Source organism: Lacticaseibacillus suihuaensis (genome assembly GCF_054785075.1).
This window is the reverse complement of record NZ_BAAGBJ010000006.1, coordinates 35,014-57,092: the sequence shown is the minus strand read 5'-3', so window position 1 is coordinate 57,092 and position 22,079 is coordinate 35,014. Positions and strand designations below refer to the sequence as shown.

Sequence of the window (22,079 nt, the reverse complement as noted above, 5' to 3'; positions counted from 1 at the left end):
ATTTAGTTTTGGTTAGTCCCGCGGGGCCTGAACGTCCGGGCGAACGGTATAGGCGAGCTGGGCGGAAATAGTATAAGGCGTGACCTTTTGGATAAGCCCGTGGCGGCCGGGCTGCATCACCTCGCCGCCGGTCAGGAACACATGGGCCAGCGCCAGTTGGTAATCCTTCAGGGCCGCGGCGGTCGGCATCAGCCCCACCCGCGTGATTGTCCCCAAGGTGGTCGGCGTCAGCGCGTTCAGACCGCCCTCGATCACCAGCTGCTTGCCGCTTTGGGTCAGGGCGAAGTACGGCAGCTCGAACGGACCGCCGATTGCCGCCACCGGCTGATGGGTGTGGGCGACCACTCGCGCAATCGCGCGTTCGTCCAGCCCTTGGTAGTTCTCGGTCAACGCCCCGCTTTGGCGCAGCTGGTCGACCAGCGCATCCAGGTTGGCCTGGTCGACCACCACCGTCGCCGGTAAGAGCCGCGCTTCGGTGAACAGCCCATTGGAGGCCCCGAGGTTGGTCCGCTGCAGTAGCGCGGCCTCCGCCGCCTTGGCCGCCTGCGGATTGCCGCCGAGCAGCTTCTCGACCTTCGGCGACACGTCCCACTTCATCTGCTTGTCCGTAAAGTAATAGAAGAAATTCAGCACGATGAAGTACAGTAGCACTAAAAAGGCCAGCAAGAACAGCACCCCGCCGACGCGGTAGTTGACGTAGCGCAGGTGCCGAATCGCCTGGTACAGCAGGTAAAAATTGGCGCCGAAGGCCACGATGGTGAAGGCCTTCCCCTTCGCCTTGTCCTGAATGTTGAAGTAACTCAACGCGCGGTTGAGCAGATCAAGAGCAGTGAGCATGGAATACTTCCTTTCAGAGGGTGGACCACGGCGGGGTTAGCGGGACGGGTAGCCTAGCCGTGGCGCTTGAGGCCCGGGCCTGGCCGCGAGTGACGCGGCGTAGCTAGCCGCTCCCGCGTTGCCGTGGGGAACCCGTTTCGAGGGTGCAGCGGTGCGGTCAGCCGACCGGCCAGCGCAGGGCTGGCGCTTGGGGCGGCATTTGGCCCCGAGTGCCGGCCCTAGCTGGACGCGGCGGCGATGCGCCGCGGAACCCATTTAAAGGGTGGACCACGGCGGGATTAGCGGGACGGGTAGCCTAGCCGTGGCGCTTGAGGCCCGGGCCTGGCCGCGAGTGACGCGGCGTAGCTAGCCGCTTCCGCGTTGCCGTGGGGAACCCGTTTCGAGGGTGGACCACGGCGGGGTTAGCGGGACGGGTAGCCTAGCCGTTAGCGGGGCGTCCGGCCGGCCAGCTACTTCGTCGAACCGCTGCTGGCCTTACTGCTGCTGCCGGACCCGGCGTCGCCGGTGGCGTCACCGGTCGTCCCTCCGGTGGTGTTACCCGTGGTGTCGCCGGTCGTGTCGCCATCGGTGCCGGTCGTGGTGTCGCCGCTGCCGGTGGTCGTCGTATCCTTGGTTGTGCCGTCGTCAGTGTCGCCGGTGGTCCCGGTGGTCGTCTCGTTCCCATCCGTGGTTTGGTCAGTGCCGGTCGTGGCTTTGGTGCTACTGCTGGATGAACTCGAAGCCGTGCTGTCGTCACCGGCGGCCGGTTTTTCGGGCGCCTTGCTGGCGGTTGAGGCACTGCTGCTGGTGGCCGCCGGCTCGCTGCTGCTCTTGCTGCTGTTTTTGGCCTTCAGGCTGGAGGCCAGCGATCTTTGCGCCTCGCGCGACTTGGGGGTGCTGGACGGATTGACCGCATTATTAATCAGGCTGTAGCCGCTAATCAGGATAATAATAGAAACAATCGCTGCCGGCGACAGCAGCGGCGGGGTGCGATAAGCCATGGGAAACTCCTTTCGGCAAAACCAGCCACCGGCGACCAATGGGTCATCCGGGCGTCTCGCCCAAACATCTTGCTTCAATTGTAGCGTAGATGTGTGCGTAAAACGGGACGAAATAGTCAAGTTTATGAAAGTTAAACAAAGACGCACCAAATCCGCCGACGGGAAGTACCCCGTCAGCGGATCTGGGCGTTGTGGTCACGTGGGTGTCGACAAGGCGTTGGGTGGCCAGGTTTCGATCCCAGCACGACGCTGCAGCGCCGCACTGGGGCCAAAACCAGGTCCCGCACCTGTCCGGCACCGGCCGGCAGCCTGAAGCTGCCGCGCGGTGCCGCCTTCCCAGGCCGCGCTTGTGGTTCGCGGGGGCTGGGGTCGTACCCTCCTGACTCAGGACTGCGCCGTGCGGTGACATCCACACGCCTGAGCAGGCGGTCGTGCTTTGAATCTAAAACAGGTTACGCCGCCTGAGCCAGCACGCCTTCCGGGCCGCCGGAATGGTTTGTCGTGCTGGCCGGTACGCGTCCCGGCCGCCTCGCCCGCCCGCAGCTACCTCCGTACTTGGAGTTGGGCGTTTGATAACACTGCAACCGGTTATCCACTACGATTAATGATTCCCGCCCCCTAGTGCGACGGGTTCCACTGATATCATCGATGACGGGGCCGGGCTGGGGCCTGGTCTGCGTGAGGTAGCGTGGCGCTTGCCACTGGATCGCCGCCGAAGAAGGGTTTGTCACGGTGGCCGGCCACCGACCCCTATCCTAGTGATCACTTGAGTTTAGCTTATCAGGTAAGCGGTTACCTGGCAAATTTTAAGCTCGCAAATTGCCAAAAATTTGGCGCCTCGCCCCGCGCCTTGTCGTGACAGTAACAGACAAAATATAGGGTCCAAACTGTACCAGTGTTGTCTCGTTCAAAACGGCTTGTGAAAGTAATACTATGTAACATCCCCGCAATTACGGCCTTGATAATGGCAGTGAGCATCCGGCCGGTTCCCGTTTTCTGTGCCAATGTAGCGTTTTCTCTGTCGCATTGTCCGTCACTTACGTTAGTTACATATGGTTTCGTTAGTTCGAAAAAGTTCGTTTTTTCACAAGCAAGCCTTAGGATGACTTAGTAAACAAATTCACAATAACCGAAAGGAAGTTCACATCATGGGATTGGTTGACGCGATTAAGCAAACCTTCACGAACAGTGCCATTATTAGTTCAATCACCTCTGTCATCTTCATCATTTTTCTGGGATTCTACCTCCGCAAGCGCGGGACCCTCGGGGCCGACTTCGGGAAAGTCCTGACCAAGGTTGTCTTGGCCGTGGCCCTGCCGGCCTTGGCCTTCAACTCCTTCATGGCCCCGATCAACGGCGACACGCTGCGTCAGGGCATGAGCGTTCTGGTCTGGGGGATCTTGATTTACATCATCTTGATCTTCGTGACCCCGCTGCCGTACCTGAAGTACAAGGGCGACAAGCGAACCACGCTTTCCGTTCTGACGATTTTCGGCTCCACCACCTTCTTTGGGATTCCGATTGTCGGCGCCGTGCTCGGGCCTAAGGGCGTGATGTACAGCTCGATTTTCAACATCGGCTACCGCATCTTCCTTTACTCGTACGGCTACATCCGCATGTCCGGTCTGAAGATGGACCGCGACAACGTAAAGAAAATGTTCCTGAACCCGGTTGTCATCGCGACGTTCCTCGGCCTGATCCTCTGGCTGGTGCAAGACGCGATGCCGCATGTCACCGCAGCGGTTGCCGCTAACGGCGCCGTGGTTGCCGGCGGCGGTACCGCCTCTGTTGCCTTTTACCGCATCGACCAAACCGCCCTTTGGCTGTTCAAGCCACTGCAGTACCTGGCCAACCTGACCTCACCGCTGGCTTGGCTTGCCATCGGGATCACGCTGGGCTCCATCTCCTTTAAGGAAGCCGCGTCCGATTCCACCAGCTGGTACTACAGCCTGAACAAGGTCATCTTGGTGCCGCTGTTGAACCTGATTCTGCTGCTGATCCTCAACGCCACCGGCATCATGCCGGTCAGCTACGTCGCCTTGGCCACGATGTGCATCATGATGGCCACCCCGACCGCGGCGGTCACCTCGGCCTACGCAATCAGCTTCGACCACGAGGCGGTCATGGCCTCCGATGCGTCGCTTCTATCGACCATCGTCGCCGTCGTCGCCATGCCGTTTTGGATCGCGGTTCTGCAGATTCTGAACACGACCGGGCTGTTCAAGTAAAAAACGTCAAGCAAGAAAGGATAGATGTGTATGTTTAAGATCGTCGCTTACGGGGTACGGGAGAACGAGGTCCCTTACTTCAAGCAGCTGAACAAGTACAACTACGAGCTGAAGCTGGTGCCCGAATTCCTGACCCACGACAACGTGGAGACGGCCAAGGGTGCCGACGGGGTGATGCTGCGGGCCAACTGCGTCGCGGATGCAGAGAACCTCGCCAAGTTCAACGCGTGGGGCATCAAGTACGTGATGACGCGGACGGTCGGCTTCAACCACATCGACCTGAACGCCATCAAGCAGTACGGGATGAAGTGTGCCCGCGTTCCTGCCTACTCCCCTTACGCCGTGGCCGAGCTGGCGCAGACGCTGGGCATGATGCTCTACCGGCACACCGCCTTGGCGACCAGCAACACCTTCAACGGCAGCTTCGCCGTTGACCCGGCCACCTTCTCGCGTGAGGTTCACTCAAGCACCGTCGGTATCGTCGGCGCCGGCAAGATCGGCGCGACCGAGGCCAGCCTGTACCACGGTATGGGCAGTACCGTTTTGGCCTACGACCCGTACCCGTCCGATTACGCCCGTCAGTTCGTCACCTTCGTCGAAGAAGACGAACTTTTGGCCAAGGCCGACATCGTCTCGATTCACACGCCTTACTTCCCTGGCGTCAATGACAACCTGGTCGACGCCACCTTCATCGCCAAGATGAAGGACGGGGCGATGCTGGTCAACACGGCTCGCGGCGAGCTGGTCGATTACGCGGCCGTCCTCGCGGCGCTGAAGTCCGGCAAGCTCGGCGGCTTTGCCACCGACGTGTTCAAGCACGAGGCCAAGCTGATGGGCCACCAGTTCGACGACGCCCTGCCGGATCCCGAGCTTGAAGCCCTGCGCCAGCTGTACCCGAAGGTGCTGATCACGCCGCACATCGGCTCTTACACGGAGCCTGCGCTGCACGACATGATCGCCGTGTCCTACGACAACTTCGATGAAGCGCAACGCACCGGCCACACCAAGAACGATATCAAGTTGCCGGATTAAGCCGCCAACGCCAAAGCCCTGACACCATCGCGATTGCGATGCGCGTCAGGGCTTTTTGCGTGGGTGAGACCCTAGTTTTTGGCGGTGCTGGTGTAAACCGTGATCGGCCGGCCGACCTTCAGGTACTTGATGTCTGAGGACACCGCCTCTTGGGTCAGCAGGTAGTCGAGGTACTTCTTGGTCGAAATGCGCGACAGCTTGGCCGCCTTAGCCAGCTCCTGGTTGGAGAACGGCTGCGGCAGCGTCGCCACCAGGGCGCGGATCTTGGCCAGCGTCATCGCCGACAGGCCCTTGGGCAGCGCCTCTTGCACCGGCGGCTGACTGCCGGCGGTGAACAGGTGATCCAGGTCGTCTTGCGACAGCGCCGCGGCGCCTTCGGTCACCTGCTGGAAGGTCAAGAAGCGCTGAATTGCCGCGCTGAAGCGAGCGAAGGTGAAGGGCTTGACTAGGTAGTCCAAAACGCCGTAGTCAAGCGCCGGGCGAATGTGGGCCATGTCGCTGGCCGCCGTCAGCATGATCACCTGCGGGTGCAATCCGGCCGCGGTCAGCTCGCTCAGCAGCTGATCGCCGGTCAGCTCGGGCATGTAGACATCCAGCAAAATCAAATCGACCGGCTGCGTCGCGGCTGCGGCCAGCGCCGCGGCGGCGTTGCCAAAGCTTGACACCGCCAGCTCACTCGGCGCAATCACGCGCCGCAGGTACTGCGCGTTGAGCTCTCGCACCATCGGGTCGTCTTCCACAATCATCACATGCGTCGTCATCTCGTCACTCCTTTTCCCCCGCCGCCGGCAGTTCAAGCGGTAGCTCCACCGTCATGACCGTGCCGTGCGGTTGATTATCGTCGCATTCCACAATGCCGTGATGGGCGCGAACCACGCCGGCCACCAAGCTGAGCCCAAAGCCGCGGCCCTCACCCTTGGTGGAAAAGTGCGGGGTGAAGATCTGATCCCTGAGGGTCGGATCCACCCCGGCGCCGTTGTCGCTGACCACGATCAGCACCGTGGCGCTTTCCGCGTCGTAATTCAGCGCCAGCTCGACCGTGCCACCGGCGGTCGCCACGGCGTCCAGGGCGTTGTCGACCAGGTTGCCCAGCACCTTGATCAGGTCGGACTGAATCATCGCGGCCTCACTGACCACGGCCGGCAGCGCGGAGTCCTTGGTCACCGTCAGCGTTTTGCCCTGCTCGTGAGCCTCGTTGCGCTTGCCAATCAGAAAGCCCGTGATCGCCGGCAGCCGAATCCGGGCGTTCAGGTCGCCGAACTCGCTTTGGTAGTTGTGGTGAACGTCTTGGATGAAGGCCTGCAGCTTGTCGTACTCCGCCATTTCCACCAGCCCGGAGATCACCTGCAGCTTGTTCATGAACTCGTGCTGCTGGGCCCGCAAGGCGTCGATGTACTGGCGGGTGCCGGCCAGCTGCGCGACCAGGCGCTGGTAATCGGACTGGTCGTGAAACAGCGCCAGCCGCCCGAGGTTGACCTTGCCGGCCATCAGGGGGGTCGTGGCGACGATCAGCTCGCGGTTGCGAATCGCCACCGACTGCGCCGCGACCCGCGCGTTGCGGCCGAACAGCGCCGCGGTCAGGTCGGGCGGCAGCGTCGCCCCGGCCTCAAGCCCCGGAAACAGCGCCTGGGCGACCTGGTTGAGCTGCATGATGGCCCCGGCCGGATCGATGGCGATCAGCCCCTCGGACATGCTTTCCTTCAGGGCCGTCAGCTCGGTGACCTGCGCGGCGATGGCGTCGGGCTCCATGCCCAACAGCCGCCGGCGAATGTACCAGGAGATCCACACCGCGGCGACGATGCCAAGCGCCAGGCCGATGCCGGCGCCGAGCAGAATCGGACCGAGCGACGCGCGGGTCTCGGCCTTGACCGTTTTGACCGTCACCGTGATGCAGACGATGCCGATCTGGCGGTGCTTGGCGTTGTAAATCGGGGCGAAATAGCGGTACTCCGGCCCCAGGACCCCGAGCTTCTTGGAAAAATGGGCCTTACCGTGCCGCGACTTAGCCGCGTCGTGGCGCAGCAGGAAGGACTGCCCAATCTGCGCCTTAACCGGGTGCGAGTAACGAATCAAGTCTTGGTTCATCACGACCACCGCGTCGACCTTCATCGCCTTTTGGATCCGGTGGGTGTAGCGTTCGATCGCGTTGTCGGCGCTTTGGGGCGGCTCATGCGCGACCAGGTTGTTGCGAACCACCGGGCTTTGCCGCACCACGTTGCCGATGTTTTGGATGGTGGTGTTGGTGCGTTGCGCCACGGCCGACGCGGTGTGCAGCGCCACGATGATGCCGGAGATTAGCAAAGACACCGCCACGGTAAGTCCGATGGCGGCGATGATCAAGGTGCGAAGCGATAGGCGCCGGCGCGGCGCATTCAAGGCAGTTTTTGACATGATGACCCGTCCCTCAAAGTTGTACCCCTATCATACCACGCACTGCCGCGTAAAAAAGGAAACCGCCGGCCCGGCGATTTCCCAAAGTTCAATCATCACGTTGCGTTGACGCCAAGCCCGGGGCTTGCGGTTAAGCCCCGGGTCGCTCGGCCTGTTGATCCGCCAGCTTCGCGCAGTCGGCACACAGGCCGTACAGCTCGAAGTTATGGCTTTGAATCCTTGCGCCCTGCAGCTGCGTCTCGAAGTACCCCAAGGGGCACATCTGAATCTCCTGGACGCGGTGGCAGCGCTGGCAGATGAAGTGGTGGTGGTGCGGGTGCTGGAAGTCACACTGCAGCTTGACGGTGGCCTGCTCCCCTTGCACGTCGGTTTCAAGGATCCCGAGCTGTTCGAACTCCTTGACGTTGCGGTAGATGGTGTCGTGCGACAAGCCCGGGTACTGGCTTCGCATGTGCTTATCCACCTGGGTCACCGTCACGTAGCTGTCGGCATGGGCCGCCAGGTAATCCACCAGGTCGCGGCGCTGCTTGGTCATGCGCATCCCGCTGGCCTTGATTCTCTCGATTGCAATCAGACTCGCGCCCATTGTGAACCGCCTCTCTTAATCGTAAGCATTCCGATTATGCCTCATTGTAGCACAGGCCGCACCCGGCTTCAACCGGGCAACCCGGCGGCACTCAGCGCCAGGTACTTCATGAAGCTGTCGATCTGGCGGCAGGCGGCCTGCCAGTCGTCGTTGACCACGACATGGGCGAAAGGCGCAAGCGCCGGCGGCAGCTGCAGATCGCGGCTGTACTCCGGGCTGGCCAGCCGGGCGGCGATCATCTTGGGGTCGTCGCCTCGGGCCAGCAGCCGGGCCTTGAGCACCGCCGGGTCTTGGATGGTCAAATACAGCACCGCGATTTTGGCTCCCAGCGTCTTGGCGTAGGTGATCGCCCCGGCGGTGTCCAGCACAATGCTTGCGAAGTTGGCGCGGCGCCAGGCGGCATCCAGCGACTCAAAGGAGCTGCCGTACCGAAAGCCTGCGTAGGTCACCGCTTCAATGTAGTGATTCTTGGCGAAGCTTTCTTCCGTCTCGAAGTGGTAATCCACGCCGTCGACCTCGCCGATGCGCTTGGGCCGCGTCGTGTGTGTCATCACCCGCTGAATGTTGTAGGTGGCCTGCAGGTAGCGGCTCACCGTGGTTTTGCCCGTGCCGGTGGCGCCGGTGATGACAATCAGTTTCTGTTGCACAATGCCGTCCTCGATTCTTAGGTTTGTGTCGATTGTAGCATGCCGCGGCGCAAATAAAAACGCCTGCTGTGTTCGGCAGGCGTGGACTGGTGAGTGTGTCAATCGTGAGATTACAGGCGACGCGCGAAGCTTGGCGTGAAGGTGCCGGCCAGCGACACGACGCGAACGGATTCGCCCGGGCGTGGCGCGTGAACGTACTGCCCACCGCCGACGTAGATGGCGACGTGGTAAGCGGCACCGCGGCTGCCCCAGAACAGGAGGTCGCCGGGCTGCAGGCTGCTCAGAGAGACTTCAGAGCCGTAGTTGCCCTGTTGTGCCGCCTGGTGCGGCAGGGAAATGCCGACCTGGGAAGCGGCCCACATCACAAGGCCGGAGCAGTCGAAGCCGACGGCTGGGCTGGCAGCGGCGTAGACGTAAGGGCGGCCGGTCATGGAGACGGCGGCGCTCACCATGCTGCTGTAGGAGCCGGAACCGTAAGAGCCGGAGACGTTACCGGCCGGCTTTGGCGTGGTGGTCTTGGTGGCCGTGTTGCCGGTGGTCGTCGCCTTTTGAATCGTGGTGGCGGCAGCCTTAGCCGTGGTCTTGGCCTTGGCGGCTGCGGCGGCCAGCGTCGCGGCCTGGGCCGTCGCGGAGGTCAGTTTGGCCTGCAGCTTAGCCACGGCGTCCTTGTTGTCGGCGAGTTTCTTGTCAAGCGCCGCGGATTCCTTCTTGGCCTGGGCCTGCAGCTTGGTCAGGTCGGCCTTGTCGGCAACCAGCTGGTTTTCGGTGGCGACCAGCTCGGTTTTTTTGGCCACCTGGTCGGCCTTGAGGGTCGTAACCTTGGCCTTGGCTTCCTTGACCGCGTCCAGCGCGTCCTTGTTGGCCTGGTTGAGCTTGTTGACGGTCATCCCGCGGGACACCAGGTCGGACAGGTCCTTGGCGTTCAGCAGGAAGTCCAGGTAGATGTTACCGGTGGCGGAGTCGCCGACCTGCTTTTGCAAGGAGATCAGTTGCTTCTTCAAAACCGCCTTGCGACTGGCGACTTCCTTGGACTGCTTGGCAATCTGGGTGTCGTAGCCGGCGATTGTCTTGGTGGTGGCGGCAACGGCCGCCTTAGCCTTCTCGATCGCCAGGGTCTTGTCGGAGACCTTGTTGTCGATCTTGGCGACGTTCTCTTGAGCGGTTTGCAGGTCGGCCAAAAGCTTGTCGCCCTCGCTCTTCTTGGCACTCAGCGCTGACTTGGCGTCGCTGACGGTATCGGCGGAAACGGTGGCGCCAGTGCTGAAGGTGCCGGCGGCGATCAGGGTCGCGACGGCGATCATTGTTAAGGACTTAGTTAGCTTCATGTGTTGACACACTCCTCTTACTCACTGTTATGCAGTATAGCAAGTCAACATTACAGGGTTGTTACAACTGAGTTAACAAACCGAGTCGAATGCGCAACAGAACGGGGTTTCAAAGCACCACGGGTCCTACAAACGCCCGACTGAACACGCTTTCCCGCCGTGAAAAATGATTTAATTTTGAATAATATGACTGTATTTATGAGACGCAAAAACGCCTTGCAAGTCGTATGCAAGGCGCCTTCTCACGCGGTTTGGACCGGCACCACTTCGACGTGGAGCTGGTAGGTCTCACTTTCGTCCATCACCGCAATCACAAAATGATCGTCGGCAAACCAGGACACCGACAGCCGCTCGCCGGCGGCCGCAGCCAAGCCGGCCAGGTCCAGCGGCCGCCGCTGCAAAAACGCGAACAGCCGGTCGGTCAAGTCGTGCAGATCCGGCAACGTGCTGGCCGAAAGCTCGCTTGCAAGCAAGCTCAAGGCCTTTTGTGTCGCCGCCTCGAAGGTCAAAAGCGGCTCCTGGTCCAACCCGGCGTAAAACACCGCCAGGGATTGGTTTTGATAACTGGCTCCGATGACACTGTATGGCATCACGCCACCCCCCACAGTCGTTTCACTCAGTATAGCATCGTGGGGTGCGGCCGGCCAGCCTGTCAGGGGCGGTGTCGCCTGGCAGCGACGCTGCGGCTGGAGATTCTGCCAGCAGGCCGCAACCGCCAGCGCAAAAGGACGCCGACCCAGTCGGCGTCCAGCGGCTCAACTTCGGCGGGGTTCGCCCCATACTTACTGAATGTGAACCAGGAAGTACTTCTTTTTGCCGCGGCGGACGATCACGTACTGACCGTCGAAGTGGGTGCTTGGGTCGACCACGAAGTCGACGTCGCGCTGCTTGGCGCCGTTGATCGAAATCGCGCCGTTTTGGACGTCCTCTCGGGCCTGGCGGCGGCTAGCCTCGATCTTGGTGGTGTCGACCAGCCAGGTGATCAGGTTCTCCGGGGTGCTCGGCGCCGTGGCGCTTGGGAACTGCTTGAAACCCTGCTTGATCTCCGCGGCGGTCAGGTCCTGCACGTCACCGGAGAACAGCGCGGCCGAAATCGCCTCGGCCTCCGCCACCGCCTGCTTGCCGTGAACAAAGGCGGTGACCTCCTGGGCCAGGCGACGCTGGGCCTCGCGGCGTTCGGGGTGGGTCTTGGTCGCCTCAACCAGCTGTGCGATTTCGTCTCGGCTCAGGAAGGTGAAGAACTTCAAGAAGCGGTCCACATCCGCGTCGTCTTGGTTGAACCAGAACTGGTAGAACTCGTACGGACTGGTTTTTTCCGGATCCAGCCAGACGGCGCCGCCGGCCGACTTGCCGAACTTGGTGCCATCGGCCTTGAGCATCAGCGGGTTGGTCAGACCGTACGCTTTGGTATCGCCACCTGCGACCTTGTGGATCAGGTCGATGCCGGCGGTGATGTTGCCCCACTGGTCGGCACCGCCGAGCTGCACCTGCACGTCTTCGTGCTGCAGCAGGTGCAGGAAGTCGACGGCCTGCAGGATCTGGTAGGTGAACTCGGTGAAGGAGATGCCGTTTTCAAGCCGGGAGGCGACGACTTCTTTGGCCAGCATCTGGTTGACGGGGAACAGCTTGCCGTAATCGCGCAGGAAGTCCAGCATCGACATCTTGGACAGCCAGCTGTAGTTATCGACGATGCGGAAGTTATCGGTGCCAAACATCCGCTCCATCTGGGCGGTCAGCGCCTTTTTGTTGTGCTCGATGGTCGCCATGGTCTGCAGCACCCGCTCGGAATTGCGGCCGGACGGATCGCCGATCGACCCGGTGCCGCCGCCGATCAGGATCACCGGCTTGTGGCCCATCAGCTGAAAGCGCTTCAGGATCATGAACGGAATCAGGTGGCCGACGTGCAGCGAATCGCCGGTCGGGTCGGTGCCGGCGTAGATGCCGACGTGCTTCTCTTCGGTCAGCTTGCGCAGGCCGGCCTCATCGGTCATCTGGTTCAACGCGCCGCGCCAGGCGAGCTCGTCTAAAATGTTGTCGCTCATGTTTAGTTCCTCCTCTGTTGGGCCAAAAGCGGCCAGCGGGACAAAAAATCGCCCCTAATCAACGAATTGATCAGGGACGATTATCACCGCGGTACCACCCAAATTATGACTGTGTCATCACTTTGAATGGGTAACGGCATCGCCCGAATCGCCAGGACTGCAAGAGGTGTAATTCACGACCAGGTGCGGGTCGGCTCGCATCATCCGCCGACTTTCTGAAACCGCGCAAGGCCCCTACTGGACTCTTTTGGCTATTAGGTTCAGTCTAACACGCCGGCTCACAAATGCAAGCGCTGATACCACCGAACGCTGAGCGGGAACGACGCGCCACACAACACCACGGAACCAAGCGTCGTCAGCCCCATCAGCCAAAACCCGGCCAGCTGCACCACCAGCAGCAAGCAAATCCCCAGCACGAAGATCAGCCCGATCGGCACGAACAGCCCGGCCACCGGCCAGCGGTCGCCCAGGCGAATCACCGCCGGCAGGCCCAGCCCAATCAACAGCAGCCAGAAAGTCGCCATCAGCCAGATCACCAGCCCCACCGACTTACCGGCGACTATCGGGTCCTCAAAGCGCAACTGGCCAAGCCCCTGCAAGGCCGTCTGCATCAGGACACAGACCGCGCCGCTCAGCAGCCCGAAGGTGTAAAGCCCGGCCACCACGGTGCGGCGCGTCAGCGGAAACAGCGCGAGCAGCGCCTTGACGCCGCGCTGGCCGTTCACAATCAGCGGCATGAAGGCGATGATCGCCGTACCGCCGAAGATGCCGCCACTCATCGCCGCGAACGTCGGCTGGTTGGTCAGTGCGAGCAAAAACATCGCCAACCACAGCAGCCACCCGGACCAGCCCATGCCCATGCTCTGCCAGCTAATTTTCAACACTGTTTTCATTAAGTTGTCCTCCGCGTTCCAGCGCCACCATCAGCGCGTTCAACCCCACCGGCTCGCAAACCACCCCAGACAACGCCTCAGCCGCGTCAACCGGCAGGATGGCGGTCCACCCCACCGCCGTCTCCCGCAGTCCGATCGCCGCCTCTCGCACCAAGGGCGACAGTGCGGTTGCGCCACCCTTGACCTGACGGTAGGCGGCGAGTAGGGCGTCGCGTTCGCCGCCGAATTGCAGCCGCCCGTGATCCAGGTAGGCCAGGTAATCGACTCGGTCTTCGAGGTCCTCGACGATGTGCGTCGAGATCAGCACGCTGGCGTCGCCTGCCGCGATGAAGGCCTGCAGCTCCCCCATCAGGTCGGCTCGCGTCGCCGCGTCGAGCCCGGCGGTCGGCTCGTCGAGCAAAAGCAGCTTGGCGCCATGGCTCATGGCCGCGGCCAGCTGCAGCTTCACCTGGGTGCCGCGCGACATGCGCTGAAAGCGGGTGGTCAGCGGCACCGCCAGGCGGTTCAGCCGGCTCAGGTAGCCCGCCTTATCGAACCCGGGGTACCCAGCGGCGTAGGCCCGGGCGATGTCTTTGGCCGTCCAGGTCTCGCCAAACAGCGGCTGGTCCAGCACGACGCCGATGGCGGCGCGGGTGGCCGCCACGCCGCCTGGGCGGCCCAGCAAGTCAAAGCTGCCACCGGAAAGCGGCGCCAGGCCCAGCAGTGCCTTGAGCAGCGTCGTTTTGCCTGCCCCATTGGCCCCGACCAGCCCCATGATGTAGCCGGCCGGCAGGGCGAGGTCAATCGGTCCCAGCGTGAAGTGACGGTGCGACACCGTCAGCCCCTGTGCGTGAATCAATTCAGTCATGATCATCCCCCGCTTTCAGTAAGTCGTCGAGCATATCGTGCAAGGTGCCGGCCGGCACCTGCCCCAGCGCGGCGTCGTCGATGGCGGCCTGCAGGTGGCCCTCGATGCGCGTCAGCACTCGCTCCTGCAAAAGCGCGGGATCCTGGGCTCGCACGAATGCGCCCTTGCCCGGCACCGTGTCGATGAACCCCGCGGCTTCCAGGTCGCGATAGGCGCGGGTCGTTGTAATCACGCTGATCTGCAGGTCCCGGGCCAGCGCCCGAATCGACGGCAGCTGGGTCGCGGCCGGCAGCGTCCCGCTCACGATTGCGGCCTTGATTTGCGTTTCGATTTGCGCATAAATCGGGACCCCGGCCTGATTGGAAATCGTAATGTTCATGCCTGCCTCCTTGACTCGCTGCGCATCAAGCCCAGCGTTTTGCGCAGCGCGGCGCCGGGGCCCCGGTCGTCGTAGAGCAGAACCGACACGCGGTACAGCCTCAGCGTCGCCCAAAACAATCCGCTCAGCGCCGCCAGATTGATGGCCCCGCTGACAGCGGCCGCCCCCAGGCCAACCTGCCCGGCCGCCACCCGCACCGGCATCACCATCGGGGCGGTGAACGGGACGTAGCTCAAGGCGTTGAGTACCGCCCCACCGCCCTGGGGAACCATGATGCTGGCGAAGTACCCGATCATCGCGAGCATCAACACCGGCATCAGCGCCATGCCGGCCTGCTCTACCGACGACACCAAGGCCCCGGTGCCGGCCGCAAGCAGGCTGTACTGCAACACGCCGATTACGAACGCTGCCGCCAATACCCCGAGGGTGACGCCGGACTGGCTACCGTTCAGGTACGGGCGAACCAGGGACCACCACTCCGGCCGCAGGGCAAAGGCCACCCCAAGTGCCGCGGCGTAGACCGCCACCTGGGTGACAAGCAGCGCCGCCACCCCGAGGATTTTGCCCATGAACTGAGAGGTGGCCGTGATCGCCGCCAGAATCGACTCCTCGATGCGCGAGCCCTTCTCCGTGGCAATCTCCTGGGCAATGATGCTGCCGTAAGTCATCAGGAATAGGTAAAGCAAAAAGCCAACGGCCACGGCGACCACGGTGCTGCCGGCGGCGGTGTCGCCGGCATCCGCCTCCAGCCGCCCGGCCTTAGCCGTGGCGATGCGAACCCGCAGCACCGGCTTGGTGGTCAGGCTCGCCACCTGCTCGGCCGAAAGCCCCAACTTGGCCGCGGCCAGCCCGGTTTGAAGCGCGGCCAGCTGGGTCTCAAGCAGCGTTGTGGCGACCTGCTCACCGCCCTTGCGCTGCGTCAGCTGGGCCTGACCATTTTGCAGGACCAGCACCGCGTCGTAGCGGCCGGCCGCCGTCGCCTTATCGGCCGCGGCCACGCTGGCCACCCGCCGGTAGTGCTGGGCCTTGGTCTGACTTTGAACCAACGTTGCCGCGACCGCCTTATCGGCGACCACCGCGACTTGGACCGTGGGGCTTGGGCCGCTTAAGTAGTAGGCAAAACCGGCGATGGCCACCGCGCAGATCAGCGGTGCCAGCACCAGGCTCAACCAGCCGGCGCTGGTCACGTTCTTGCGGTAAGTCTGTTTCAACACCACCCATGTGCTACGCATGGTGATCACCTGCTTTCAGTTTGAAGATGGTTTCGAGGCTCGGGGCGGCCTGGACGAAGCGCGGAATGTAGCCGTCTTTGGTCGCCGCGGCGAAAATCGCCCGGCCGGCCGCCGGGTCGCGCAGGGTCACCGCAAACCCGCCGCCCTGCGGCACCACCGCGGCCACGCCGGGAAAGGCGGCCAGCTCCGCTTGCGTCAGCGGCGACTCGATGGTCAGGCTGGTGCGACCGAACTGGGCGGCAATCTCCGCCTGGGTGCCGGCCAGCACCGTCTGGCCGTTTTTCAGCATCACGATTCGGTCGGACAGGGCCGTGACATTGTGCATGTCGTGGCTGGAGAAAATGATGGCGCAACCTTCGGCCTGAAGCGCCCGCACCCCCTGGATCAGCAGGTCCGCGTTGACTGGGTCGAGCCCGGAGAACGGCTCATCGAGAATCAGGAGCCTGGGGCGGTGGATGATGGCGGCGATCAGCTGGATTTTCTGCTGGTTACCCTTGGACAGCGTCTGCAGCTTGTCTGAGGGCTTGCCCTTGACGGCGAACGCGGTCATCAGCCGCCGCAGCTCGGCCAAGGCGGCCGGCCGGCGCATGCCGTGCAGTTCGGCGAAGTACAAGACCTGTGCCTGCACGGTCATTTTCGGGTACAGGCCACGCTCCTCCGGCAGGTAGCCGATGGCGCTGCGAGGCAGCCGCGCGATCGGCTGAGCGGCCCATTGAATCGTGCCGGTGGTCGGCTTGAGAAAATCCAGGATCATGCGAAAGGTGGTGGTTTTGCCGGCGCCGTTTTGACCGATCAGCCCCAGAATCTCCCCTGGTGCGACGGTGAAGCTTTCGGTGTCAACCGCCGTGGCCTGGCCGAAGCGCTTGGTCACCTGATTGAGTGCGAGCATAGTGAGCCTCCGTTCATACTGTATATGTTTGACATACACAGTATAGGCGGCGACGTCTGATCGTGCAAGCCTTTTCAGCAACTAACCGTAAGTTTGGGATGCCTTAACTTGCACGGCCACCGCACCGGGGTTACAATAGACTTGTGTTTAGAACGATTCCATTGTGGAGGCCATCATGAATTTAGCTGAGAAAATCAATGTCATGCGTGCCAGTGTCATGGGCGCCAACGACGGCATCCTGTCCGTCGCCGGCATCGTCATCGGCGTCGCCGGGGCCAACACCTCGACCCACGCGATCCTGCTCGCCGGGCTTTCCGGGATGCTGGCCGGCACCGTGTCGATGGCGATGGGCGAGTACGTGTCGGTCAACGCCCAGCGCGACGCCGAGAAGAACGCGCTGATTCAGGAGAGTCGGCGCCTGGACAACGATTACCAAGGCGAGGTCGCCTTTATCCAAGACAAGTACCAGGCCACCGGCATCTCCGCCGACCTGGCCGCCCAGGCGACCGCGGAGATGCTGGCCCACGACAAGATCAACGTCGCCACCCGCGAGCGGTACGGCTTTGACCCCAAGGAGAAAACCAGCGCGATTGCCGCGGCGATGGCCTCGATGATCGCCTTCCCCACCGGGGCCCTGCTGCCGATGGCCGCGATTTCCTGGTTGCCGGTCACGGCTCGCATCATCGGCACCGTCCTCGCGGTGATCGCGGCCTTAGCCGTCACCGGCTACACCGCCGCGGCGCTTGGGTCCGCCAACCGCCTGCGAGCCTCCTGGCGCAACGTGGTCGCCGGCATTTTGACCATGGCCGTCACCTACTTTGTCGGCTCGCTGTTCGCTTAGGAGGCGCGATATGACCACACTGACTGCAAAATCCAAAACCAAGTCCAAGCAGACCATGGCCGAACGCGCCAACACCTTGCGAGCCGGGGTGCTGGGGGCCAACGACGGCATCCTCACCGTCGTCGGGGTGCTGTTTTCCGTCGCCGCCGCCACCACCAACCACTTCACCATTTTCATCGCCGGGCTCGCGGATCTTTTGGCCTGCGCCTTTTCGATGGCGTCGGGCGAATACGCCAGCGTCAGCTCGCAAAAAGACACGGAAGAGGCCGTCGTCAAGGCCGAGGCCGCCTTGCTTGAAACCGACTACTCAAGCGAGCTGCAGGCCGTGGTCGACCACTACGTCGACCGCGGCGTGACCCCGGCCACCGCGGCCAAAATTGCCGCGCAGCTGATGGCAAAAGACGCGCTGGGCACCGTGATTGCCGTCAAGTACAGCCTGCAGCGCAGCCACTACATGAACCCCTGGGACGCGGCCTTCTCGTCTTTGGTCGCCGCGGCCTCCGGTGGCATTTTCCCGCTGGTCGCGATGACCTTCCTGCCGGTCGCCTGGCAGTGGCCCGGCACGATTCTAGCGGTGATTGCAAGCGTCGCCTTGACCGGGTTCCTGTCGGCCAAGCTGGGCGACGGCCTGGTCAAGACCGCGATGGTCCGCAACGTAATCATCGGCATCATCACGATGATCATCCACTACGGCATCGGTCAGATTATGTAGACATTTTTTCAAAAAAATAGCGTTGCCGGCCTCCCATTCGGGAAGTCGACGGCGCTTATTTTGGCTGGAAGGCTCATGCCCCCATCGTCGGCATCAGCGTTTCGCGCAGCCCGGCGGTTTTGTACAGCTGTGTGTCTTTGGTAATGAACACGGCCTCGGCCCCGTTGTCCTCGATTTCGTCGTAGCCCTCGGGCAGCCCGGCGTAAAAGCCGATTGACGACAGGACATCCGCCTGCTCCGCGGTGTCGGCCACCACGGTGATGCTGGCCATGCTGGACTCCACCGGTGCCCCGGTCTTGGGGTCGATCAGGTGGTGGTAGACGTGGCCGTCTTGGTCGAAGTGGCGGAAATAAATGCCGGTGGTGACCACGGCCTTGGGCGCGGTGGTCAACGTCGCGATCGCCGGGCGGTCGGGCTCGCGCGGATCGGTGATGGGAATCTGCCACAGCGGCACCCCGGCCGCGCTGTTGCCGACCAGCCGGCAGTTGCCGGCCAGGTCGATGCGGCCGCCGCTCACGCCTTCCTGCGCCCACAGCCGTGCTAGCTCGTCGATGATGAAGCCCTTGGCGATGCCGCCGAGGTCAAGCGCCATGCCGGTTTTTTGGAGGAAAACGGTCTGGGCCTCGGGATCCAGGTAGACCAGCTCCGGGTCAGTCAGCGCCAAGGCGGCCGCCTTGGCCGCCTCGCCTGGCACCGAAGCGTCGTCAAAGCCGATGCGCCACAGCGCCACCTCGGGGCCCAGCAGCGCATTGTAGCCCATCCGGCGCTTGCTCCAGGCCACCGCCCGGGCGATCAGGTTGAACACCGCGCGAACCGGAATGTGAACCCGCTTTTGCCCGGCCGCCTGGTTGATTGCGGAAACCAGGGACTGGTCGTCGTAAAACGACAGCAGCTTGGCGTAGGCGTCGACCAAAGCGGTGCTTTTGGTCAGCGTGTCGGGCTGACCGCCGCCGTAAATCGTGAGCGTGTTGGTCGCGCCCAGTGCCTTGAAGGTCATCGAATTTGTCATGTGGACTGCTCCTTTTAACTGGCGGCACGTCTGTGAGGCGACGTGTTCGGATTTTGGTGGCGCTTTCGCCCCTCTCCAGTGTAATCGTTCACACCCGCGGCCGCAAAGAAAAAATTATTCGCAAAATTGTCACATTTATTTTGGAAAAAGAGTAAACTAGCGGGTGAGAATATAGCCGCCAAGGAGGACCCATTGTGACTACCTACACGCAAGCACAAACGGAAGCTTTGAAGGAGTTCAAGTCGGATGTCAACCACCTCAATGCCCTGGCCAATGCCAGCCGCCAGAAGCTGATCATGATCTTGAGTACCGTGACGCCGGAACACGGCATCAAGGTCAACGACCTCGCCGATGCGATCGGCCTGTCTCAGCCGGCCACGTCGCACCACCTGAAGACGCTGCACGAAATCGGCATGGTCGACTCCCGCCAGGTCGGCAACATCGTCTACTACTTCCTGACGCTTGACGACACCATCACCCGCCTCGAGCGGCTGACCGCCGCCTTGCGCCGCCAGCAGGCCAGCGTCCCCATTGCCGTTCACTAACCAATGCGCCGCCCGACAATCGCCGGGCGGCGTTTTTGGTGTTTGACGACCGCTGCCTCCGGGGCCCGGGCCGGGTCGGGCCGATACCCTGCGGCGACTACATCACGCAACTTGGCGGCCAATGCGACAGCGACTGACGCACCAAACTGCGAACGCATAATCGGCATCGCTGGGCACGAACCACCGCTAAGGAGATGCCACCCCCGGTCGTCATGATAGTCGTCGCTCAAGGGTTCAGCCGCTCGTGGCCGGTGAGCCGGATTCCCGCTACACCGGCTGCTCCGGCAGGACGCGCCAAATTTCGCGGCCGTAGCGTTCGACGGTCAGGTCGGCCGAGAACCGACCGGAGGCGGCGATGTTTTCCGTCGCCAGCTTGGCCCAAGCCTGCTGGTCGCCCCACAGCGCGTCCAGGCGGCGGTTGGCGGCCAGGTAATCGGCGAAATCGGCCAAGACGAAGTAGGTGTCGTTGTAATCCAGCAGCTCGGCGCGAATCTCGCGGCCCTCCGACTCGATGTTGGGGATGCTGCCGTCCGTCAGCATGTCGACGATGCGGTGCAACACGGGATCGCGCTCGTAGCGCTCACGGGCGTTGTACTCGGGCCGCAGCGCCTTGGCCTCCTGCTCGGTCAGGCCGAACACCGCCATCGATTCCTTGCCGGCGGCGTCGCGAATCTCGATGTTGGCCCCGTCCAGGGTCGCCAGGGTCAAGGCGCCGGTGGCCATCAGCTTCATGTTGCTGGTGCCCGAGGCCTCGGTGCCGGCCAGAGAAATCTGTTCGGACACATCGGCGGCTGGAATGATGGCCTCGGCCAGGCTGACGCCGTAGTTGGGCAAAAAGGCCACGGCAAGCTTGCCTTCACAGTCCGGATCCGCGTTGACCAAGGCGGCGACCGCGTTGATCAGGCGAATCACGGCCTTGGCGTAGCGGTAGCTCGGTGCCGCCTTGGCGCCGAACACGTGAACGCGCGGCGGCCGCACCGCGCCTTTTTTGATCGCCAGGTAATGCTCCAGGATGCCGAACACGTGCAGTAGCTGGCGCTTGTAGGCGTGAAGACGCTTGATCTGAACGTCAAACATTGCGTCGGCAGACACCTCAAGGCCCAGTGTCGCCTGAATCAAGGCGGCCAGGCGAAGCTTGTTCTCGTGCTTGGCGGCGATCAGCCGGCTCAAAAAGGCGGGGTCGCTCGCATGGGACCGCAGCGCGACCAGCGCTTGGGGTTGGCGGCGCCACTTGGTGCCGATGACGTCGTCCAACAGCGTGGCCAGCGGCACGTCGGCCAGCTGCACCCAGCGCCTGGGCGTGATGCCATTGGTTTTGTTGCTGAAGCGGCCCGGGAAAATCTGGTAGAGGTCGGCCAGCACGGTGGTTTTGAGCAGCTCGGAGTGAATCTTGGCCACCCCGTTGACCGCGTGGCTGCCGATCACGGCGAGGTTGGCCATGTGCAGCTGGCCGTCTTGAAGCGGCGCGGCGCGGTTGACTAGCACCGACCCGTAGCGCGACAGGTACCGGGCCCGGAAGCGGCGGTCGACCTCCACGGCCAGCTGGGCCAGCCGCGGCAGCAGGTCCTGAAACATCCCCAGCGGCCAGGTCTCAAGCGCCTCGGCCATCAGCGTGTGGTTGGTGTAGCTCATGGTCGCCACCGTCAGCTGCCAGGCCTGATCCCACGCCAGCTGTTCCTCGTCAAGCAACAGCCGCATCAGCTCCAACACCGCCATGGCCGGGTGCGTGTCGTTGATGTGAACCGCCACGAAGTTCGGCAAGAGCCGCACGTCGCCGTGGGTGCGTTTGAAATGCGTCAGGATGCTCTGCAGTCCGGCCGAGACGAAGAAGTACTCCTGGCGCAGCCGTAGCTCGCGGCCGGCGGTGTCCGAGTCGTCGGGGTACAAGAACTCGGTGATCGCTCCGGCCCGGGCGGTTTCGGCCAGGTCGTGGGCCCGTTCGGCGGTCGGCTCGGCCGCCCACAGCCGCATGGTGTTGACCGTGCCGGTGTGATAGCCGATCATCGCCGTGTCGTAGGGCACCGCCAGCACATCGTCGGTGCCTTGGTACACCGCGGCCAAGTGGCCCGAGGCGTCGGGAACCAGGTCGACGTGACCGCCGAACTTCACGATCACCGCGCGGTTCTCCTTGCGCGTCTCCCAGGGGTAGCTGTCACGCAGCCAGTCGTCTGGCACCTCGACTTGGTAGCCGTCGACGAAGCGCTGCTCGAACAGCCCGTAGCGGTAGCGAATGCCGTTGCCGTTGCCGGCCATGCCGGTGCTAGCCATCGCGTCCAAAAAGGCCGAGGCCAGCCGGCCCAACCCCCCGTTGCCAAGCCCCGGGTCGCGCTCGGCCGCATACACCGCCGCCAAGTCGAGGCCAAGCTTGGCCAGCCCCGCGTCCACCACGTCCTTGATGCCCAAGTTCAGCAGGTTAGAGGCCAACAGCCGCCCCGGCATGAACTCGATGGAGAAGTAGTAGACCTGCTTTTGCTGGGTCTTGTCGGCATGCGCCTTGGACTTGGCCCAGTCCCTGGCGGCGTAGCCCTTCACCACCAGCGCCAGGGTCTGATACTGCTGAAGCGGCGACAGGTTCTCCAGGCCGTCTGCGAACCAGCGCAGCGCCACGTCTCGGTAATCCTTAATGAATTGGGTTGTGGTAATGACCATCCCATGTCCTCCTTT

Annotated in this window: 21 protein-coding genes; 5 read left to right on the top strand and 16 right to left on the bottom strand. The window is 62.8% G+C overall.

What is annotated here, in order from left to right:
- Positions 1–12: 12 nt before the first annotated feature.
- A complete protein-coding gene (locus ACYVRZ_RS06790) occupies positions 13–837 on the bottom strand; it encodes a DUF6681 family protein (RefSeq protein WP_461225889.1) in 825 nt (274 codons plus the stop codon).
- A gap of 449 nt (positions 838–1,286) precedes the next feature.
- Positions 1,287–1,817 carry a hypothetical protein gene (locus tag ACYVRZ_RS06785; protein WP_461225888.1) on the bottom strand — a complete coding sequence of 177 codons (531 nt, stop codon included), beginning with the start codon at positions 1,815–1,817 and terminating at the stop codon, positions 1,287–1,289.
- Between the two features lie 1,148 nt (positions 1,818–2,965).
- Between ACYVRZ_RS06785 and ACYVRZ_RS06780 the strand changes: the two genes are divergently transcribed.
- Both ACYVRZ_RS06780 and ACYVRZ_RS06775 read left to right on the top strand, forming a co-directional pair.
- The gene (locus ACYVRZ_RS06780) at positions 2,966–4,045 is read left to right on the top strand and encodes an AEC family transporter (RefSeq protein ID WP_461225887.1); all 1,080 of its coding nucleotides are present in this window, start codon (positions 2,966–2,968) and stop codon (positions 4,043–4,045) included.
- A 30-nt stretch (positions 4,046–4,075) separates the two neighbouring features.
- Positions 4,076–5,077 (top strand): NAD(P)-dependent oxidoreductase, encoded by a 1,002-nt coding sequence (locus tag ACYVRZ_RS06775; protein ID WP_461225886.1) that lies wholly within the window; start codon positions 4,076–4,078, stop codon positions 5,075–5,077.
- 71 nt (positions 5,078–5,148) lie between these two features.
- Here the strand turns inward: ACYVRZ_RS06775 and ACYVRZ_RS06770 are convergent, their stop codons facing one another.
- The 12 genes from ACYVRZ_RS06770 to ACYVRZ_RS06715 all read right to left on the bottom strand — a co-directional run bounded on the left by ACYVRZ_RS06770 (position 5,149) and on the right by ACYVRZ_RS06715 (position 16,308).
- Complete coding sequence (locus tag ACYVRZ_RS06770) at positions 5,149–5,838, bottom strand: response regulator (RefSeq protein ID WP_461225885.1); 690 nt, start codon at positions 5,836–5,838, stop codon at positions 5,149–5,151.
- A gap of 4 nt (positions 5,839–5,842) precedes the next feature.
- On the bottom strand, positions 5,843–7,468 hold the full coding sequence (locus ACYVRZ_RS06765; RefSeq protein ID WP_461225884.1) for an ATP-binding protein: 1,626 nt from the start codon (positions 7,466–7,468) through the stop codon (positions 5,843–5,845).
- 130 nt (positions 7,469–7,598) lie between these two features.
- On the bottom strand, positions 7,599–8,054 hold the full coding sequence (locus tag ACYVRZ_RS06760) for a Fur family transcriptional regulator (RefSeq protein WP_461225883.1): 456 nt from the start codon (positions 8,052–8,054) through the stop codon (positions 7,599–7,601).
- Positions 8,055–8,122: 68 nt separating this feature from the next.
- Positions 8,123–8,701 carry a guanylate kinase gene (locus ACYVRZ_RS06755; RefSeq protein WP_461225882.1) on the bottom strand — a complete coding sequence of 193 codons (579 nt, stop codon included), beginning with the start codon at positions 8,699–8,701 and terminating at the stop codon, positions 8,123–8,125.
- Between the two features lie 110 nt (positions 8,702–8,811).
- Positions 8,812–10,026, bottom strand: coding sequence for a C40 family peptidase (locus ACYVRZ_RS06750; protein ID WP_461225881.1), 1,215 nt, complete (start codon positions 10,024–10,026; stop codon positions 8,812–8,814).
- Positions 10,027–10,268: 242 nt separating this feature from the next.
- On the bottom strand, positions 10,269–10,616 hold the full coding sequence (locus ACYVRZ_RS06745) for a hypothetical protein (RefSeq protein WP_461225880.1): 348 nt from the start codon (positions 10,614–10,616) through the stop codon (positions 10,269–10,271).
- A gap of 192 nt (positions 10,617–10,808) precedes the next feature.
- Positions 10,809–12,068, bottom strand: coding sequence for a tyrosine--tRNA ligase (tyrS, locus tag ACYVRZ_RS06740; protein ID WP_461225879.1), 1,260 nt, complete (start codon positions 12,066–12,068; stop codon positions 10,809–10,811).
- 278 nt (positions 12,069–12,346) lie between these two features.
- Complete coding sequence (locus ACYVRZ_RS06735; protein WP_461225878.1) at positions 12,347–12,961, bottom strand: ABC-2 transporter permease; 615 nt, start codon at positions 12,959–12,961, stop codon at positions 12,347–12,349.
- Positions 12,939–13,808 carry an ATP-binding cassette domain-containing protein gene (locus ACYVRZ_RS06730; RefSeq protein WP_461225877.1) on the bottom strand — a complete coding sequence of 290 codons (870 nt, stop codon included), beginning with the start codon at positions 13,806–13,808 and terminating at the stop codon, positions 12,939–12,941. The genes ACYVRZ_RS06735 and ACYVRZ_RS06730 overlap by 23 nt, the downstream gene beginning before the upstream one ends.
- Positions 13,801–14,187: a GntR family transcriptional regulator gene (locus ACYVRZ_RS06725; RefSeq protein WP_461225876.1), complete on the bottom strand. Its 387-nt coding sequence runs from the start codon at positions 14,185–14,187 to the stop codon at positions 13,801–13,803. The genes ACYVRZ_RS06730 and ACYVRZ_RS06725 overlap by 8 nt, the downstream gene beginning before the upstream one ends.
- Positions 14,184–15,419: an ABC transporter permease gene (locus ACYVRZ_RS06720; protein WP_461225875.1), complete on the bottom strand. Its 1,236-nt coding sequence runs from the start codon at positions 15,417–15,419 to the stop codon at positions 14,184–14,186. The genes ACYVRZ_RS06725 and ACYVRZ_RS06720 overlap by 4 nt, the downstream gene beginning before the upstream one ends.
- Positions 15,412–16,308 carry an ABC transporter ATP-binding protein gene (locus ACYVRZ_RS06715; RefSeq protein WP_461225874.1) on the bottom strand — a complete coding sequence of 299 codons (897 nt, stop codon included), beginning with the start codon at positions 16,306–16,308 and terminating at the stop codon, positions 15,412–15,414. The genes ACYVRZ_RS06720 and ACYVRZ_RS06715 overlap by 8 nt, the downstream gene beginning before the upstream one ends.
- Before the next feature lie 175 nt (positions 16,309–16,483).
- Here ACYVRZ_RS06715 and ACYVRZ_RS06710 point away from each other — a divergent pair, with 175 nt between their 5' ends.
- Positions 16,484–17,149 carry a VIT1/CCC1 transporter family protein gene (locus ACYVRZ_RS06710; protein WP_461225873.1) on the top strand — a complete coding sequence of 222 codons (666 nt, stop codon included), beginning with the start codon at positions 16,484–16,486 and terminating at the stop codon, positions 17,147–17,149.
- A 10-nt stretch (positions 17,150–17,159) separates the two neighbouring features.
- Positions 17,160–17,861, top strand: a complete 702-nt coding sequence (locus ACYVRZ_RS06705) for a VIT1/CCC1 transporter family protein (protein ID WP_461225872.1) — start codon at positions 17,160–17,162, stop codon at positions 17,859–17,861.
- 73 nt (positions 17,862–17,934) lie between these two features.
- Here ACYVRZ_RS06705 and ACYVRZ_RS06700 read toward each other — a convergent pair whose 3' ends face one another.
- Complete coding sequence (locus ACYVRZ_RS06700) at positions 17,935–18,870, bottom strand: FAD:protein FMN transferase (RefSeq protein ID WP_461225871.1); 936 nt, start codon at positions 18,868–18,870, stop codon at positions 17,935–17,937.
- Positions 18,871–19,064: 194 nt separating this feature from the next.
- On the opposite strand from ACYVRZ_RS06700, the gene ACYVRZ_RS06695 reads away from it, so the two are divergent.
- Positions 19,065–19,415: an ArsR/SmtB family transcription factor gene (locus ACYVRZ_RS06695; RefSeq protein ID WP_461225870.1), complete on the top strand. Its 351-nt coding sequence runs from the start codon at positions 19,065–19,067 to the stop codon at positions 19,413–19,415.
- Between the two features lie 267 nt (positions 19,416–19,682).
- On the opposite strand, the gene ACYVRZ_RS06690 is transcribed toward ACYVRZ_RS06695, so the two are convergent.
- On the bottom strand, positions 19,683–22,064 hold the full coding sequence (locus tag ACYVRZ_RS06690) for a glycogen/starch/alpha-glucan phosphorylase (RefSeq protein ID WP_461225869.1): 2,382 nt from the start codon (positions 22,062–22,064) through the stop codon (positions 19,683–19,685).
- Positions 22,065–22,079 lie beyond the last annotated feature (15 nt).

Excerpts from the sequence above, each read along its gene's own strand:
- ACYVRZ_RS06790 (WP_461225889.1), bottom strand. The coding sequence starts at position 837 with ATGCTCACTGCTCTTGATCTGCTCAACCGCGCGTTGAGTTACTTCAAC.
- ACYVRZ_RS06785 (WP_461225888.1), bottom strand. The coding sequence starts at position 1,817 with ATGGCTTATCGCACCCCGCCGCTGCTGTCGCCGGCAGCGATTGTTTCT.
- ACYVRZ_RS06780 (WP_461225887.1), top strand. The coding sequence starts at position 2,966 with ATGGGATTGGTTGACGCGATTAAGCAAACCTTCACGAACAGTGCCATT.
- ACYVRZ_RS06775 (WP_461225886.1), top strand. The coding sequence starts at position 4,076 with ATGTTTAAGATCGTCGCTTACGGGGTACGGGAGAACGAGGTCCCTTAC.
- ACYVRZ_RS06770 (WP_461225885.1), bottom strand. The coding sequence starts at position 5,838 with ATGACGACGCATGTGATGATTGTGGAAGACGACCCGATGGTGCGAGAG.
- ACYVRZ_RS06765 (WP_461225884.1), bottom strand. The coding sequence starts at position 7,468 with ATGTCAAAAACTGCCTTGAATGCGCCGCGCCGGCGCCTATCGCTTCGC.
- ACYVRZ_RS06760 (WP_461225883.1), bottom strand. The coding sequence starts at position 8,054 with ATGGGCGCGAGTCTGATTGCAATCGAGAGAATCAAGGCCAGCGGGATG.
- ACYVRZ_RS06750 (WP_461225881.1), bottom strand. The coding sequence starts at position 10,026 with ATGAAGCTAACTAAGTCCTTAACAATGATCGCCGTCGCGACCCTGATC.
- ACYVRZ_RS06745 (WP_461225880.1), bottom strand. The coding sequence starts at position 10,616 with ATGCCATACAGTGTCATCGGAGCCAGTTATCAAAACCAATCCCTGGCG.
- tyrS (WP_461225879.1), bottom strand. The coding sequence starts at position 12,068 with ATGAGCGACAACATTTTAGACGAGCTCGCCTGGCGCGGCGCGTTGAAC.
- ACYVRZ_RS06735 (WP_461225878.1), bottom strand. The coding sequence starts at position 12,961 with ATGAAAACAGTGTTGAAAATTAGCTGGCAGAGCATGGGCATGGGCTGG.
- ACYVRZ_RS06730 (WP_461225877.1), bottom strand. The coding sequence starts at position 13,808 with ATGACTGAATTGATTCACGCACAGGGGCTGACGGTGTCGCACCGTCAC.
- ACYVRZ_RS06725 (WP_461225876.1), bottom strand. The coding sequence starts at position 14,187 with ATGAACATTACGATTTCCAATCAGGCCGGGGTCCCGATTTATGCGCAA.
- ACYVRZ_RS06720 (WP_461225875.1), bottom strand. The coding sequence starts at position 15,419 with ATGCGTAGCACATGGGTGGTGTTGAAACAGACTTACCGCAAGAACGTG.
- ACYVRZ_RS06715 (WP_461225874.1), bottom strand. The coding sequence starts at position 16,308 with ATGCTCGCACTCAATCAGGTGACCAAGCGCTTCGGCCAGGCCACGGCG.
- ACYVRZ_RS06710 (WP_461225873.1), top strand. The coding sequence starts at position 16,484 with ATGAATTTAGCTGAGAAAATCAATGTCATGCGTGCCAGTGTCATGGGC.
- ACYVRZ_RS06705 (WP_461225872.1), top strand. The coding sequence starts at position 17,160 with ATGACCACACTGACTGCAAAATCCAAAACCAAGTCCAAGCAGACCATG.
- ACYVRZ_RS06700 (WP_461225871.1), bottom strand. The coding sequence starts at position 18,870 with ATGACAAATTCGATGACCTTCAAGGCACTGGGCGCGACCAACACGCTC.
- ACYVRZ_RS06690 (WP_461225869.1), bottom strand. The coding sequence starts at position 22,064 with ATGGTCATTACCACAACCCAATTCATTAAGGATTACCGAGACGTGGCG.